Here is a 16020-nt window from a genome sequence, read left to right on the forward strand (position 1 = left end):
CTTCGAGCCGGTCCGCCTGCTCGGCTCCGCCATCGGCGACCTCTGACCCCTCGGGTGCCGGGGCGTCCCCAGGGCGTCCCGGCACCCCGCGGCCTGTCGCCGGGGACTCCGGCGGAAGTCCCCGGGGGAGACCCCGGCGGGGCGCCCAGCGGGTCCGGGGAGGGATCCCGACGACGGGGAACCGCCGGCCTGCGCGGACCCACTCAGACGGGTCCGGAGCTGCCGGCTGGGTACTCGAGCAGCGGGACCCGGCCGTCCTCGAAGGCGGTCAGCACCTCCTCGACGATGCGCCACCCCTGCTCCGCCGCGTCCCCGCGGACGCTGAAGGTGTGGTCGCCCTCGAGGATGCCCCGCAGCACGCTGCCGTAGGCGGTCAGGCCGGGCCGGGCCATTCCGGACGAGAGCGTCACCCGGGTCATCCCGCGGGAGTCGAAGGGTCCGCCCACGTTGAGCTCCAGGCTCAGCTGCTCCTCCTCGAGACCCATGCGCAGGACGTTCGGCGCCACGTCGCCCGAGTGGGGCAGCTGCTCGTAGTCGTGCGGCGGGCGGCGGAACGTGATGACGATCTCCTGGCGGGGGTTGCCCACCGCCTTGCCCGAGCGCAGGGTGACCGGCACGCCGTTCCAGCGCCACGTGTCGACCTCGAGCACCAGCTGCGCGAACGTCTCCGTCCCGCGCTCCGGGTCCACCCCGTCCTCGCCCGTGTAGTCGGGCAGCTCGCGGCCGTCCACGCTGCCCGCGGTGTAGCGGCCCCGGGCCGCGGCCGCCGCGACGTCGCCCTCCCACAGCTTCGCGGCCCGCAGCACGTGGCTGGTCAGCGTGGGGATCTCCACCTGGTCGAACGAGGAGGGCGGTTCCATCATGACGAGGGCCATGACCTGCAGCAGGTGGGACTGGATCATGTCCCGCAGCGCTCCCGTGGCGTCGTAGAACCCCGCGCGGCCCTCCAGGCCCAGGGTCTCGTCGAAGACGATCTCCACGGACTCCACGTGCTCCCGGCTCATGAGCGGCTCCAGCAGCCGGTTGGCGAAGCGCAGCCCCACGAAGTTGAGCACCGCCGGCATGCCCAGGAAGTGGTCCACCCGGAAGGTCCGCTCCTCCGGGACGAGCCGGCCCACGAGCCGGTTCAGCTCCCGGGCGGTCTCCGTGTCGGAGCCGATCGGCTTCTCGAGGGCCAGCACCAGGTCCTCCGGCAGCTCCATCCCGGCCATGACCTCGCACGCCTGCGCGGTGACCGCAGGCGGCAGGGCGAAGTACAGGCAGACGGGACCCTCCACGCCGTCGAGGAGGCGTTCGAGGTCGCCGGCGTCGGTGACGTCGCCCGGCACGTAGCGGGCGCTGTCCCGCGTGTGCGCGGCGGCGGGTCCGGTCGCGCCGACCGAGTCGAAGGCCTCCGCCACGACCTGCTCCCAGTGCTCCGCGGGCTCCCGGGAGGAGCCGACCACGTCGATCCGCAGCTCCGGCGCCGTGCTCAGGAGCGTGCCCAGGCCCGGCAGGAGCAGGCGGGACGTGAGGTCGCCGGTGGCGCCGAGGATGATCAGGGTCCTGATGCTCGTCATGTCTGCACGGTACCCCGGGAGCCGCGCCTCCCGTGCTGCCGGCCCCGGTCGTCGCCGAGCGACGGTGGCGGGGCCGTGTCCGGCGCACGACGGGCCGCGGCTGGTTGAATGGGTGGATGAGCGACGACGCGACCCTGTCCCCGTCCACCCCCTTGGAGGACTACGCGCTGCTGTCCGACCTGCACACCGGGCCTCTCGTGTCCCGGGACGGCAGCGTCGACTGGCTGTGCTTCCCCCGCTTCGACTCGCCGTCCGTCTTCGCGGCCCTGCTCGGGACGCCCGAGGACGGGCGCTGGAAGATCTCCGCCGTCGACGGCGAGGTCACCTCGCGCCGCTACCTGCCCCGCACCTTCGTGCTCGAGACGACGTGGCGCACCCCCACCGGGACCGTGGTGGTGACCGACTTCCTGCCCCCGGTGGCGGCCCGGGACGACCACCCGGACCACGCCGACCTCGTCCGGCGGGTCGAGTGCGTCTCGGGAACGGTCGAGGTGGAGCACGACCTGCGGATCCGTTTCGACTACGGCCGCGCCCTGCCCTGGACCCGGCGGGTCGACATCGACGGCGAGGGCACGTGCGGACACCTGTCGATCGCCGGTCCGGACGCCCTGCTCCTGACGGGGCCCATGCTGCACCCCGAGGACTTCCCCCGCGCCGACCCGCTCGAGAGGACCGATCCGGAGGAACCGGGGCACGCCGACGACGAGGAGGGCGCTGTCGCCGACCGGCTCGGCGGGCGCTTCCCGCTCTCGGCGGGGGAGTCCCTCGACTGGGTGCTGACCTGGCACGAGTCCCACCACGGGCTGCCCGTCCCCGTGGACCCCGCCGCCGCCCTCGACCGGTCGGTGTCCTTCTGGACCGAGTGGTCCTCCCACGTGAGCACGCACAAGCGCCACGAGCAGGCGGTCCTGCGCTCGCTGCTCGTGCTCCGGGCCCTCACCCACCGGGGCACCGGAGGGATCGTGGCGGCCCCCACCACCTCGCTGCCCGAGGAGTTCGGGGGCAGCCGCAACTGGGACTACCGCTACACCTGGCTCCGGGACGCCGCCCTGACCATCGAGGTGCTCGTCGCCCACGACTTCACCGACGGCGCCCTGCACTGGCGCAACTGGCTGCTGCGGGCCGTGGCCGGGGACCCCGACCAGATCCAGATCATGTACGGCCTGGCGGGGGAGCGGCAGCTGCCCGAGAGCGAGCTGGACCACCTCGGGGGGTACGAGGAGTCGACTCCCGTGCGGATCGGCAACGGCGCCGTGGGCCAGTACCAGGCGGACGTCGTCGGGGAGGTCATGCTGGCGCTCGCCGCCCTCCGGGACGCGGGCGTGGAGGAGGACCGGTGGTCGTGGGGGCTGCAGAAGAACCTGCTGCGCTTCTGCGAGCGCAACTTCGACCGGGCCGGCCACGGGATCTGGGAGATGCGCGGACCCTCCGCGTTCTTCGTGCACGGGCGCGCCATGATGTGGGCGGCCTTCGACCAGGGGGTGCGCGCCGTCGAGGAGCACGGGCTCTCCGGGCCGGTGGAGCGCTGGCGGGAGCTGCGGGAGCGGCTGTGCGCCGAGATCATGGAGCACGGCTTCGACGCGGAGCTGAACACGTTCACGCAGACCTACGAGAACACCGAGGTGGACGCCTCGCTGCTGCAGCTGCCGCACACGGGCTTCGTGGCCTACGACGACCCGCGGATGCTCGGCACCGTGGCCCGGATCGAACGGGACCTGCGGGGCGAGCACGGACTGGTGCACCGCTACCGGACCGCCTCCGGCCTGGACGGTCTCGAGGGCGACGAGTACCCGTTCCTCATCTGCACGTTCTGGCTCGTGGAGCAGTACGCCCGCAGCGGGCGGATGGACGACGCCGGCGAGCTCCTGGAGCAGCTCGTGGGCTACGCCAACGACCTCGGCCTCTACGCGGAGGAGTACGACCCCGCCGGCGGGCGGCTCGCCGGGAACTTCCCGCAGGCCTTCAGCCACCTCGGGTTCATCCGCGCCGTCGACGCCGTGGTGCGGGCGCGGGCCCGCGCCGACGTCGACCCCGGCAGCGCCGCGGAGGAGAACGCGGCGAGGAACCCGGGAGAGAGCGCAGTGAAGGACGCGGTGGAGGACGCGGGGCGTGACGCGGCGAAGGAGACGGCGAAGGACGCGGGGAGGAACGCGCCCCAGGACGCGAGCCACGACCCGCCCCAGACCACAGGGAAGTAGGGCGGACGCCATGAGCACCTCCGACCGGGCGGCCGGCCCGCTGCACGACCTCCCGCACGACCTCGTCGACGGCCTCGGGGTGGAACGGGCGGCGCCTCTCGGCGGCGGCGACACCGCGTCGGCCTTCCGCCTGGAGGCGGCGGGAGGACTCCTGTTCGCCAAGACGATGGCGGACCCGCCCGCCGGGATGATGGCGGCGGAGGTCGCCGGCCTGCACGCGCTGCGGGAGCACGCCCCGGAGTTCCTCGGGGTGCCGGAGGTCGTGCGCTGGACGGACGACGGCATCGTCCTCGAGTGGATCGACGAGGCCCCGGGCCGGCGCCCTCCCGGGACCGAGGAGGAGTGCGGGCGCGGGCTCGCGGCCCTGCACCGTGCGCAGGGCAGGGCCTTCGGCGCCCTGGACCCGGAGCTGCCCGGGCGGATCGGCTCCTTCGGGGTGGACCTGTCCCCCACGCAGGACTGGGCGGGGTTCCTGCTCGAGCGGCGGATCCGCCCGCTGCTGCGGGACGCGCTCGGGGCCGGCCGGATCGACCCGCGCGCCGCGGACCTGCTCGACGAGCTCGCCCCCAGGGCCCAGGAGCTCGCCGGACCGCAGGAGCCGCCCACCCTCGTGCACGGCGACCTGTGGGCCGGGAACCGGCTCGTCGACGCCGCCGGGCGGAACTGGCTGATCGACCCGTCGGCCTACTGGGGGCACCGCGAGGTCGACATCGCGATGATGCTGCTCTTCGGCGGTTTCGACGAGGAGTGCCTGGCCGCCTACGACGCCGAGCACCCGCTCGCGTCCGGCTGGCAGGACCGGGTGCCGTGGTACCAGCTGCCGCCGCTGCTGGTGCACGCCGTCCGGTTCGGCGGCGGCTACGGGGACGCGGCCGTGCGGGCGCTCCTGCGGCTGCGCGGCTGACCGGCGGCGCCAGGACCGGCGGCGTCCCGGAGTGACGGCCTCAGCGCTGCTCGTCCACCGGCCGGGCGGTGTCCGCTCCCCGGTCGGCCCCGTGCTGATCGGCACCGGGCCGGTCTGCTCCCTGCTGGCCGGCATCCTGCGGGAGGTCGGCGCGCCGGCGGAAGTACGCCGTGGCCAGCACCACCAGGATCGCGGCCGCGGCCGCGCCCCAGGCCACGATCATGGACCGCGGCTCGTCCGTGGCCCGGCCGATCGCGATCCAGGACAGCCCCCACGCGGCCGCGGCGGCCACGGCCCAGCGGCCGCCGACCCGCCGCTGGATCGCGGCGACGACCACGGCGAGCACGAGCACGACGGCGACGCCGATCCACTCGGCGCCCCGGCCCTCCTGCGACACGCCCGAGGCCACGAGGGCGGCCGCCACGTTGGCCGCCGTCGCGACGGACACCCAGCCCAGGTACAGACCGAAGGTGCCGTCGACCACCACCAGGTCGAGCGGGCCGCGCCGGCCGGGGACGCGCGTCAGGCGGTCCACCAGCAGGCCCAGGATCAGGACCAGGGCGACGATGACCCCGACGCTCGTCCAGATCCAGCCCTGCTGGGTGACCAGCAGCCAGCCGGCGTTGAGGAGCATGGAGGCCGCCGCGAGCCCGCCCGTGGCCCGCGCGCGGCGGTCCGTGGTCCGGGAGGGCAGCCACTGCCAGACGGTGTAGGCGAACAGCCCCAGATAGATCACCGACCAGATCGAGAACGCCGTGCCGGCCGGCGCGAGCAGGGTGGCGTCCGCGGAGAGGCTGCCGCCGGAGGACTCCTCGACCCGGGTGCCGAAGACCCCGATCCCCACGAGGGTGCCCAGGAGGCACGCGATCTCGCTGACGGTGACCACGACCTGACGGACGCGGTCCGCGGTGGTGGGCCGCGGGTCGGTACGGCGGGTGCCGGCGGGGGAGGCAGGGGTGGCGGTCACGGAAGGGCCTTTCTCGAGTGGCGCCGGTCGAGCGGCGATGGCCGAGGGAGCGCAGGTGGTGGAGCGCAGGTGGGCGGAGTGCGGATCCTTGACCGCCACGGTAGGCCCTGGACCTGACCGCCACCAGGGACGGAGCGGCGCTGGGCGCTCCTGGCGAATGCTCCCGCTCCCGCTCCCGCCCGGCCGCCCAGCCGGTCCCCTAGAGTGGCCGGATGAAACCCCACGAGAACTCCCGGCCCGTCGTGGGCCTGCTCGGCGCCACCGGCATCACCGGTCGCACGGCGCTGGCCCATCTCCTGGCGCGGGCGCCCGAGGCGGGGGTGGACGTCGTCGTCGGCGCCCGGGACCCCGAGCGCGTGCGCGCCCTGTGCGCCGAGCGCGACCTCCCCGTCCCCGAGGTCCTGCACGCCGACATCGCGGACCCCGGCTCCCTGCGTGCGTTCGTCCGCCGGGCCGACGTGCTGGTCGATCTCGCCGGACCCTACACGCGGCTGGCGCCCCCGGTGCTCGCCGCGTGCGTCGCGGAGGGCACCCACTACGTCGACGTGACGGGCGAGTCCCAGCTCGTGCACCGGACGGACCGGGAGCTGCACGGGGCCGCGCGGGCCGCCGGGGTGGCCCTGGTGCACACGGCCGGCTTCGAGGCCCTGCCCGCCGACGTCCTCGTCGACGCCGCCCGCCGGCACGCCGCCGCCCGCGGCGAGACACTGCGCACCGCGGACCTCGTGACCTCCGTGCGCACCCCGCCGGGGACCGGGTTCTCGGAGTCGGTCTCGGGCGGGACCGTGCAGAGCCTCGTCGAGGTGCTGCGTGACCCCGACCCGGCCCGCACCGGGGACGTCGCCGCCCGCCTGCCGGACCCCGCGCCCGGCAGCGGGACCGCCGCGGACCCCGACGCCGTCCGTGCGTTCAGTCCCCTGCGCCTGCGCGCCCGGACCGCCGACGGCCGGGTGCTCGCGGCCATGAGCCCGCTCGCGGCGATCAACCCCCCGGTGGTGCACCGCACCCAGGCCCTCAGCCCCGTCCCGGGGGCCGCCGCCCGCCCCGTGGCCTTCCGCGAGGCCATGGCCGTCGGCCGCTCGGGCGGGCTCCGGGGCGCCGGGCGCCTCGCCGCGGCGCAGGCGGTGGCCGCCTTCCAGGCGCTCGCCGGGCTCGCCACCGGCCTGCCGCACCCGGTGCGCGCGGGGCTCGCCGGCGTCCTGTCGGGAGTCCTGCCCCAGGTCGGCACGGGCCCGGTGGGCGACGTGCTCACCGGCTGGTCCTGGACCACCCGCGGCACGTTCACCACCCACGAGGGGAGCAGCTTCCCCGGCGTGCTGGAGGCGCAGGGCAACCCCGGCTACGGCACCACCCCGTGGCTGACCACGGAGCTCGCCCTGCGCATGGCGGTGCACGGCGTCCCGGACGCGGCCCTCGGCTCGTCCACGCCCGCCCTCGCCCTGGACGGCGACCTCGACGCCCTGCTGCCCGCCCGGGTGCGCATCACGGTGGGCTGAGCAGGTCGAGCTGAACTCGGTGGGCTGAACCGGGCGAACTGGACCCGGTGGGTTGCACGGGTCGGGCTGAACAGGGCGAGCCGAACTCGTGGGCCCGGCGCGGCCGGCCGGGCACTGCCGGTGAGCGCCGGGGGCCGGGCACGCGCCGGCCCCCGTCCTTCGCGAGGAACGGGGGCCGGCGGCACGTCCGCGATGGGCGGGGCTACGGCTTGAGCACCACCTTGATGCAGCCGTCCTCCTTCTTCTGGAACTTCTCGTACATCTCGGGCGCCTGCGCCAGCGGCACCTGGTGGGTCGCCAGGTCGAGCACGCCCAGCGGGTCCGAGGGGTCGTCCACGAGCGGCAGGAGCTCGTCGATCCAGAACTTCACGTTGCACTGGCCCATGCGCATCTGGACCTGCTTGTCGAACAGCGTGAGCATCGGCATGGGGTCCTTCATGCCGCCGTACACGCCGCTGAGCGAGATCGTCCCGCCGCGCCGGACGGCGTCGATGGCGGTGTACAGCGCGTCGAGCTTGTCCACCCCGGCCGTCTCCATCGCCTTACGGCCCAGCGGGGACGGCAGCAGTCCCACCGCCTTGTGCGCCACGCCGGCCACGTGGGAGCCGTGCGCCTCCATCCCGACCGCGTCCACCACGGAGTCCGGACCGCGGCCATCGGTGAGGTCCTTCAGCCGCTCGGCCACGTCGCCCGAGGAATCCAGCGTCTCGATGCCGTGGCGCTCGGCCATCGCCCGGCGCTCGGCGACCGGGTCCACCGCGAGCACGCGGTAGCCCAGGTGCCGGCCGATCCGGGCGGACATCTGGCCGATCGGCCCCAGGCCCAGCACGGCCAGGGAGCCGCCCTCCGGGGGAGCGGCGTACTTCACGGCCTGCCACGCGGTGGGCACCACGTCGGAGAGGTACAGGTACCGCTCGTCCTCACCGGTCTCGGGGACCTTGATGGGCCCGTAGTCGGCGTGCGGCACCCGGAGGTACTCGGCCTGGCCGCCCGGCACCGAGCCGTAGAGCCGCGAGTAGCCGAGGAACGCCGCGCCGCTGTTGTACTCGCGGACCTGCGTGGTCTCGCACTGCGACTGCAGCCCCTGGTTGCACATGAAGCAGTGCCCGCAGGAGACGTTGAACGGGATGACCACACGGTCCCCGGCCTTGATGTGGGTGACGGCCGAGCCGACCTCCTCGACGATGCCCATCGGCTCGTGGCCGATGATGTCGCCCTTGTCCATGAACGGGCCCAGCACCTCGTACAGGTGCAGGTCCGACCCGCAGATCCCGGACGAGGTGATCCGGACGATCGCGTCCGTGGGCTCCTGGATCTGCGGATCCGGGACCTCCTCGACGCTCACGGAGCGCTTTCCCTGCCATGTCAGAGCCTTCATCGATCCTCCTTCTCAGGGCCGTCCCCTCCGGGCCGGATGGACAGCCTGCTGATCTGTTCGGTCGGCCCCAGCCTACTCGGCGCTCTCCCGGCCCGCATAGTGGCCGGTCCCGGACCCCGGTGCGGACCCCGGTCCGGGCTGCGAGGCAGCCTCTGATCCGGCCGCGGCCTCGCCCCGGAGGAAGTACGCCCCGACGGAGCCGGCGAGGGTGGCGAAGACGGCCACCGAGTAGAGCGCCAGCACCACCTCCAGCACGCGGGGGAAGCCGCCCTGCGCCCCGAGCTCCCGGCCCGTGACCGTGGACATCGCCGCGTCGGAGAGCGCCGGGCCGTACTCCGCGTAGTGGCCGAGGACGTACAGCAGCTGGCTGGAGACCAGCACCACGACGCCGGTGACCGCCGCGAGCCAGCCGATCCGGCTGGACAGCAGCTTCCCCGCGGAGCGCGAGCCGCGCACCCCGGCCGAGAGCACGCTCCCCGCCCGGGTGAGCCGGGTCAGCCGGAGCAGCCGGGCGGCCTGCAGCGCGCGGACGAAGCGCAGGAAGGGCAGCAGCAGGAACAGCACCTGCCACCAGTTGCGCTTCCAGAACCGGGCCGAGAACCGGGCCACGTAGGCCCGGAGCAGGAACTCCCCGACGAACACGGCCCAGAAGAGCCAGCCGACCACGTTGAGCAGGGCCACGAGCCCCTCGTCCTCGGCCAGCAGCTGGCCCAGCACCACGAACAGGAACAGGACGCCCAGCACGCCCATCGGCCGGTCGAGCCGGCGTGCGAGCCCCTCCGCCAGCCCGAGCTGCTCCTCCTCGTCGACCGGCCGCCGGTCCGCGCGCCGGGCGCTGTCCTCCCGTTCCACTGCTGTCCTTCCCGTCGCGCCGGCTTTTCCCTGGGCCCACGGTAGGCCACGCCGCCCGGAACGCGGTTCCCTTGACCGCCCGCGCACGCCCGTTGACGGCGCGTGCAGTGAACGCCTCGGGCCCGCTCCCGGGGCTGTGTCCGCGCTCACACTGATCGTGTTCCCACCCGGGGTCGCACCCGTTCCCGCCGAAGGAGTACCACCGTGCAGCAGACCGCTCTCACCACCTCGCCCTCCGAGCTCGGGGTCACCCACCCGCTCGACATGCTGACCGCCGCCGAGATCTCCGCGGCCCGCGCCGTCCTGGAGCAGGCCGGCCTCCTGCGCCCGTCCACCCGGTTCCCCCGGGTGATGCCCGTGGAGCCCCCGAAGTCCGTCGTCCTGGCGCACACGGACGGCGACGACTTCGACCGGTCGCTCGACATCACGCTGCTGGACACCGACACCGCCGAGACGCGGCGCGTGCTCGTCTCCGTGACCGCCGGTGCGGTCCTCTCGGTCGAGACCCTGCGGACGGGGGAGCACCCCTACGGGCAGGCGCAGTACATGTTCGAGGAGTACGACCGCGCCGCGGAGATCGTGATGGCCGATCCGCGCTGGCAGGAGGCCATGGCCCGCCGGGGGATCGAGGACACCACGCACACGTTCGTGGCCCCGCTGGCGCCCGGCTTCTTCCCGCGGGAGGACGAGACGGGCAAGCGGGTCATGCGCTCCCTGACCTTCCACCGCCGCTTCGAGGGCGACAACCCGTGGGGCCACCCCGTCGAGGGGCTCATCGTGCACATCGACCTCACGGCCGGGGAGGTCATCCGGGTCGAGGACGACGGCGACGTGCCCGTGCCCATGGCGGACGCCAACTACACCCCCGAGCACGTCGGCCCGGCCCGGACCACCCTCAAGCCCCTCGACATCGTCCAGCCGGAGGGCCCGTCCTTCCAGGTCGACGGCACCCACGTCACCTGGGAGAACTGGAAGCTGCGCATCGGCTTCAACGCCCAGGAGGGCCTGGTGCTCAACCAGGTCACCTTCCGCGACGACACCGGGGAGCAGCCCGAGGACCGCTCGGTGCTCTACCGCGGCTCCGTGCCGGAGATGGTGGTGCCCTACGGGGACACCACGAACACCCGCTTCTGGATCAGCTACTTCGACGCCGGGGAGTACCTGCTCGGCAAGAACGCCAACTCCCTCAAGCTCGGCTGCGACTGCCTGGGGGTCATCAAGTACTTCGACGCGTTCGTGGCCGACGACGAGGGCCACCCCATGGAGATCCCGCACGCGGTGTGCATGCACGAGGAGGACTACGGCGTGCTCTGGAAGCACACCGAGTTCGGGGAGGCCCCGCAGGTGCGCCGCTCCCGCCGGCTGGTGATCAGCTACTTCGCGACGATCGGCAACTACGAGTACGGCTTCTTCTGGTACTTCTACCTCGACGGCTCCATCCAGGTGGAGGCCAAGGCCACCGGCATCGTCTTCGCCGGCGCGTGCGAGCCCGGGAAGCCGAACCGGCACTCCAACGAGATCGCCCCGGGGATCCAGGCGCCGGTGCACCAGCACATCTTCTGTGCCCGTCTCGACGTCGCCGTCGACGGGACGGAGAACTCCGTGCAGGAGGAGAACCTGGTGCGCATCCCCATGGGCGAGGACAACCCGTACGGCAACGCCTTCACGTGGTCGCGCACCGACGTGACCCGCGAGTCCGAGGGCGTCCGGGACGCGAACGCCGAGACCGGGCGCAAGTGGTTCGTGACCAACCCCAACCGCCGCAACCACGTGGGCGAGCCCACCGCCTACCACCTGATCCCCATGCCGGGCCCGCGGCTGCTCGCCGCCGAGGGCTCCTCGGCCTGGAAGCGGGCCCAGTTCGCCACCCACCACCTGTGGGTGACCCCCTTCGACGAGGACGAGCGCTTCCCCGCGGGCGTGTACCCCAACCAGCACGCCGGCGGGGGCCTCGGCGAGTGGGTGCAGCAGGACCGCTCGCTGGAGAACACCGACGTGGTGCTGTGGCACACCTTCGGGCCCACCCACATCCCGCGCACCGAGGACTGGCCGGTGATGCCCGTGGACTACTACGGCTTCTGGTTCAAGCCCTACGGCTTCCTGGACCGCAACCCGGCGCTCGACCTGCCGGACTGGTCCACCGCCGGCGGCACGTGCTGCGGCACCGAGGTGGGCCACGCCGATCCGGTGCCCGCCACGGAGGGCGCCCACGCCATCACGGGCCACGACCACGGCGGCGTCCACCCGGGCCGGGAGCACGGCAGCGCCCGCCCCGCCCACGACTGCGGCTGCGAGGGCTGAACCGTGAGCACTGACGTGAACCGCAGCGACCGGGCCGCCGAGCACGGCCACCTCACCGAGAGCACGGGCCTGGAGCGCCGGACGCTGACCGTCCCGTCGCTGGTCTTCCTCATCATCGCGGCCTCCGCGCCGCTCACCGTCCTCGCCGGCGGCGTCCCGTCCACGTTCGCCGTGACCGGCTTGCTCGGGGTGCCCCTCGGGTTCCTCGTCCTCGGGGTGATCCTCGCCCTGTTCGCCGTGGGCTACGGGGCGATGTCCTCGCGGATCACCAATGCCGGCGCCTTCTACGCCTACGTGGCCGACGGGCTCGGCGCCCGGCAGGGCATCGGGGCCTCCTGGCTCGCCCTCATCAGCTACAACGCGATGCAGATCGGGCTCTACGGGATTTTCGGCTTCGTCCTGTCCTCCTTCCTGGAGGCGCGCCTCGGGCTCGCGGTGCCGTGGTGGGCGGCCGCCCTCGCCGGGCTCGTCCTCGTGGGGCTGCTGGGGGTCAGTCGGGTCGACCTCTCCGCGAAGGTCATCGCGGTCCTGGTCACCCTCGAGTTCCTCGTGGTGATCGTGGTCGACGTGGTCTCCCTGGGAGTGGCGCCGGAGGGTCTCAGCGCCCAGCCCCTGATGCCGTCCGAGTTCTTCACCTACGGGATCGGCGCCGTGCTGTCCTTCGGCATCGCCGCGTTCATGGGCTTCGAGTCCGCCGCGATCTACAGCGAGGAGGCCAAGGACCCCGCGCGCGCCGTTCCGCGGGCCACGTTCACCGCGGTGGCGATCATCTCGGTGTTCTACGCCGTCTCCGCGTGGGCCCTGGCCGTGGGCGTCGGCCCGGGCGGGATCGTGGCCGCCTCCCAGGAGTACGGGCCGGACCTCGTGTTCGTGTTCCTGGGCGAGCACGGCGGGGTGCTGCTCGCGGACATCGCCCAGGTCCTGTTCATCACCAGCCTGCTGGCCGCGCTCATCGCCTTCCACAACGCGGTGGCCCGGTACTTCTTCTCCCTGGGCCGCGAGAGCGTGCTCCCGCGGTGGCTGGGCGCCGTCGGGCAGCGCAACCACGCCCCGGTGGCGGGCTCCCTCGCGCAGAGCGCGCTCGCCGTGGTGCTCGTGACGGTCTTCGCGATCGCCGGGCAGGGCTCCGAGCTCGGCCCGCTCTTCCCGGTGCTGACCCTGTTCACGTGGCTCGTCAACGCGGGGGCCTTCGGGCTGATCTTCCTGCTGGCCATCACCTCCCTGGCGGTCATCGGGCACTTCCGGCGGGATCCGGACGGGCAGTCCGCCTGGGTGCGCTGGATCACCCCCGGACTGTCCGCGGTGGGACTGGGAACGGTCTTCCTGCTGGTCCTGGTGAACTTCGACGTGCTCATCGGCGCCGAGGGGCCCAGCCTCCTGGCCGTCGTCATGCCGGCGATCATCCTGGCCGCCGGGCTCGCGGGCCTGCTCTGGGGCGAGTACCTCCGCCGCCGCCGGCCCGAGGTGTTCGCCGGGGTCGGCTCGGGCCGCGCCGTGGAGGGCGGCGGGTCCGTGGCACCGCCGGAGACTCCGGGGGAGTCCGCGGCCTCCGAGCAGTCCGGGGCGCCCGAGGCGGCCGGCGTGGCCGGGGACGCGCGGTGACCGTCCTGGAGCCGGCGGGCGGGATGCCGGAAATGCACCGGGCACCGGGTCGGTCGGTCGGGCAGTCCGGGGAAGCGCCCCGTGGGGTCGACCTCCTCCGGGCACCGGACCGGTCGGCCGGACGCTCCGGGGAAGCGCGTGGCGGGGCCGACCTCCTCCGGGCACCGGGCCGGCCGGGCGGGCAGCCCCGGGAGACCCGCCGCGGGACGGACCTCCTCCGGGCACCGGGCCGGTCGGGCGGGCAGCCCCGGGAGACCCGCCGCGGGACGGACCTCCTCCGGGTGCTGCTCGTGCTGGGCGTGGCCACCTCCGTCGCCCTGCACGCGCAGATGGCCCTCGCCGGTGCCCACGGGCCCGGGTGGTCGGTGCTCATGGGGGTCATGGCGCTGCTGTGCCTGTCCTGCCTCGCCGGGCTCGTCCGGGCCGGCGACCCCGCCGGCCCGGTGCGGATGACCATGGGCATGGCCCTCGCGATGGCGCTCGGCCACGTGCTGCTCCTCCCGTTGCTGGCCGGAGGGACGCACGGCGCCCACGCCCACCACGGGGGAGCGGCCCCGGTGGAGGCCGCCGCCGGGGCGGGCCACGGCGGCATGCTCCTCGTGGTGGGGGTCGAGCTCGCCGTGGCGGCCCTCGCCGTCGGCTGGACGCGACGACACAAACAGCGAATTACCTACCAACCGGTCTAATATGGCGATCCAGATGTGATGCCAGTCACGGTGCGGGCCCCGGTGGTCCGCACCGTGCCGGACAGGGAGGGATCGAGCGATGGGGCTGACGCCGGCCGGACCGGGACGGACCGCGACGAGCCCTGAGCTCGTGGAGTCCATCCGGGACTGGTCGCGTCTGACCTCCCGCTCCTTCGTGCCCCTGAGCTGCACCACCACGGCCGCCCGGACCTTCCGGGCGGGGATCGTGGGCCGGGAGGCGGGGAACCTGCACGTCTCGCACCTGCGGTTCTCGCCGCACGCGGTCGAGCGCGTTCCCACCGGGCCCGGGGACACCGGCGGCGGGCGCTTCAAGGTGAACCTGCAGCTCGAGGGGCGCTGCGTCGTCGAGCAGGACGGCCGGCGCAGCGTTCTGAACCCCGGGGACCTGACCCTCTACGACACCTCCGAGCCCTACCGCCTGGAGTTCCCCGAGGAGTCCCGGCTGCTGGTGCTGATGTTCGACCACCGCGTCCTCGACCTCCCGCCGGCCGCCGTCGCGCAGCTGCGGGCCTGCCGGCTCGGCCCCGAGGGCGCCGTGCACGACATGGTGGCGTCCTTCCTCGCGTCGATGGCCGAGCACATGGACGCGCTGACCGGGATGAACGGCCAGCGGCTCGGCAACTCCGCCCTCGACCTGCTCACCACGTCCTTCAACCTCGAGCTCGACGACCAGGTGGCGGCCTCCGCGCACGAGAAGGACCGGCTGCGGGCCCGCGTGCACGACTGGGTCGAGGCCAATCTCGGCCGGCCGGACCTCGACCCCACCACGATCGCCCGGGCGCACTACATCTCCGTGCGGCGGCTGCACCAGGTCTTCCAGGACGAGGGCACCACCGTCTCGACCTGGGTCCGCACGCGCCGGCTCGAGCGGTGCCGGCGCGCGCTCGAGGACCCCATGAGCGCCGGGGTTCCCGTGGCGCGGATCGCCGCCCGGTGGGGCTTCCCCGACGCCGCCCACTTCTCCCGCGTGTTCAAGGCCGCCTACGGCGTCTCGCCGTCCGCGGCGCGCGCCCGGGCCCTGGCGGACCCGCCCGCCTGACATCGGGGCAGGACGCCCGTGCTGCCGCCCCGTCCTGCCGCCCGGGCCGCACGGGGGTCCTGCACCGCGGCAGCCGGTGCCGCGGTCCGTGCGGGGCGTGGCATCCGGGAAAGCCTCGGAGAACGGGGTCCGGGCGGCCCCCGATGTCCCGACCATGGACCTCGTGCGGCACGGAGCATCGGGCGTAGGGTCGCCTCCATGACGACTCGGCGGGCGCTCCTCGCCGCCGGCGCCCTCCTGGGGCTGACGGCAGCGGTTCCCGCCTGCACGGGGACGAGGACGCCGATGCCACCGGACGGAGACAGCGCGCGGCAGGGCCGCGCATCCCTGTCGGCCCGCCCCGGTGCGGGCGAGCCCACCGGGCCGGCCGACCCGGGCGAGCGCGAGCTCGGCGTGGCGGACGAGCGGGACGCCCTGCTCTACGTGCCCCCCGGGGCGGAGGGGTCCGTGCCGCTCGTCGTGTCGCTGCACGGGGCCGGCGGCAGCGCGCGCGGCGGGCTCGACCTGCTGCGGCGCGCGGCCCGCGAGCACGGGTTCGCCGTGCTCGCCCCCGCCTCCCGAGGGACGACCTGGGACGCGGTCGGCGGCGACTACGGCCCCGACGTCGCCGTGCTCGACCGCGCGCTGCGGCGCACGTTCGAGCTCGTGCCGGTGGATCCCGGCCGGGTTTCCGTCGCAGGTTTCTCCGACGGCGCCTCGTACGCCCTCGGTCTGGGGCTCGCCAACGGCGACCTGTTCGGCGGCATCGCGGCGTTCTCCCCAGGCTTCGTCCCGCCCGCCGAGCGGGTGGGGAAGCCGCGGGTCTTCGTCTCGCACGGCGTCGCGGACGAGGTGCTCCCGATCGGCCGGACCAGCAGGCGGATCGTGCCCGCGCTGGAGCGCGACGGCCACGACGTCACGTTCGTCGAGTTCGACGGCGGCCACACTGTGCCGCCGGACGTGGTGGGGCGGGCAACCAACGCGCTGGGATGGTCCGGGACTCCAGGTGCACCCTGATGTGGTCCACTGCACTCGGTG

12 protein-coding genes are annotated in these 16020 nt (G+C 74.1%); 8 read left to right on the forward strand and 4 right to left on the reverse strand.

Features of this window, described 5'->3' with window-relative positions:
• Window positions 1–203: 203 nt before the first annotated feature.
• Window positions 204–1559, reverse strand: coding sequence for a glucose-6-phosphate dehydrogenase (locus AVL61_RS14605; RefSeq protein WP_058875060.1), 1356 nt, complete (start codon window positions 1557–1559; stop codon window positions 204–206).
• 116 nt (window positions 1560–1675) lie between these two features.
• Between AVL61_RS14605 and AVL61_RS14610 the strand changes: the two genes are divergently transcribed.
• Window positions 1676–3757, forward strand: a complete 2082-nt coding sequence (locus AVL61_RS14610) for a glycoside hydrolase family 15 protein (protein WP_231738432.1) — start codon at window positions 1676–1678, stop codon at window positions 3755–3757.
• A 10-nt stretch (window positions 3758–3767) separates the two neighbouring features.
• Window positions 3768–4661 (forward strand): fructosamine kinase family protein, encoded by an 894-nt coding sequence (locus AVL61_RS14615; protein WP_058875061.1) that lies wholly within the window; start codon window positions 3768–3770, stop codon window positions 4659–4661.
• Window positions 4662–4701: 40 nt separating this feature from the next.
• Here the strand turns inward: AVL61_RS14615 and AVL61_RS14620 are convergent, their stop codons facing one another.
• Window positions 4702–5628, reverse strand: coding sequence for a TspO/MBR family protein (locus AVL61_RS14620; protein ID WP_058875062.1), 927 nt, complete (start codon window positions 5626–5628; stop codon window positions 4702–4704).
• Between the two features lie 212 nt (window positions 5629–5840).
• Between AVL61_RS14620 and AVL61_RS14625 the strand changes: the two genes are divergently transcribed.
• The gene (locus AVL61_RS14625; RefSeq protein WP_058875063.1) at window positions 5841–7124 is read left to right on the forward strand and encodes a saccharopine dehydrogenase NADP-binding domain-containing protein; all 1284 of its coding nucleotides are present in this window, start codon (window positions 5841–5843) and stop codon (window positions 7122–7124) included.
• A 202-nt stretch (window positions 7125–7326) separates the two neighbouring features.
• Here AVL61_RS14625 and AVL61_RS14630 read toward each other — a convergent pair whose 3' ends face one another.
• Together AVL61_RS14630 and AVL61_RS14635 are read right to left on the reverse strand one after the other, a co-directional pair.
• On the reverse strand, window positions 7327–8502 hold the full coding sequence (locus tag AVL61_RS14630) for a zinc-dependent alcohol dehydrogenase (RefSeq protein ID WP_058875064.1): 1176 nt from the start codon (window positions 8500–8502) through the stop codon (window positions 7327–7329).
• A 72-nt stretch (window positions 8503–8574) separates the two neighbouring features.
• Window positions 8575–9354, reverse strand: a complete 780-nt coding sequence (locus AVL61_RS14635) for a hypothetical protein (RefSeq protein WP_058875065.1) — start codon at window positions 9352–9354, stop codon at window positions 8575–8577.
• A gap of 204 nt (window positions 9355–9558) precedes the next feature.
• Here AVL61_RS14635 and AVL61_RS14640 point away from each other — a divergent pair, with 204 nt between their 5' ends.
• The 5 genes from AVL61_RS14640 (at window position 9559) to AVL61_RS14660 (ending at window position 15999) form a co-directional block, all read left to right on the forward strand.
• Window positions 9559–11655 carry a primary-amine oxidase gene (locus tag AVL61_RS14640; RefSeq protein ID WP_269433320.1) on the forward strand — a complete coding sequence of 699 codons (2097 nt, stop codon included), beginning with the start codon at window positions 9559–9561 and terminating at the stop codon, window positions 11653–11655.
• A gap of 3 nt (window positions 11656–11658) precedes the next feature.
• Window positions 11659–13257 (forward strand): APC family permease, encoded by a 1599-nt coding sequence (locus AVL61_RS14645; protein ID WP_082697196.1) that lies wholly within the window; start codon window positions 11659–11661, stop codon window positions 13255–13257.
• Window positions 13258–13538: 281 nt separating this feature from the next.
• Entirely contained in the window at window positions 13539–13943 is a 405-nt protein-coding gene (locus tag AVL61_RS18050) for a hypothetical protein (RefSeq protein WP_157571454.1), read from the forward strand.
• Window positions 13944–14022: 79 nt separating this feature from the next.
• Window positions 14023–15003 carry an AraC-like ligand-binding domain-containing protein gene (locus AVL61_RS14655; RefSeq protein WP_058875067.1) on the forward strand — a complete coding sequence of 327 codons (981 nt, stop codon included), beginning with the start codon at window positions 14023–14025 and terminating at the stop codon, window positions 15001–15003.
• Between the two features lie 285 nt (window positions 15004–15288).
• Window positions 15289–15999, forward strand: a complete 711-nt coding sequence (locus tag AVL61_RS14660; protein ID WP_058875068.1) for an alpha/beta hydrolase — start codon at window positions 15289–15291, stop codon at window positions 15997–15999.
• The last annotated feature ends 21 nt before the right edge of the window (window positions 16000–16020 follow it).

Source organism: Kocuria rosea subsp. polaris (genome assembly GCF_001483755.1).
Classification (GTDB): Bacteria; Actinomycetota; Actinomycetes; order Actinomycetales; family Micrococcaceae; genus Kocuria; species Kocuria cellulosilytica.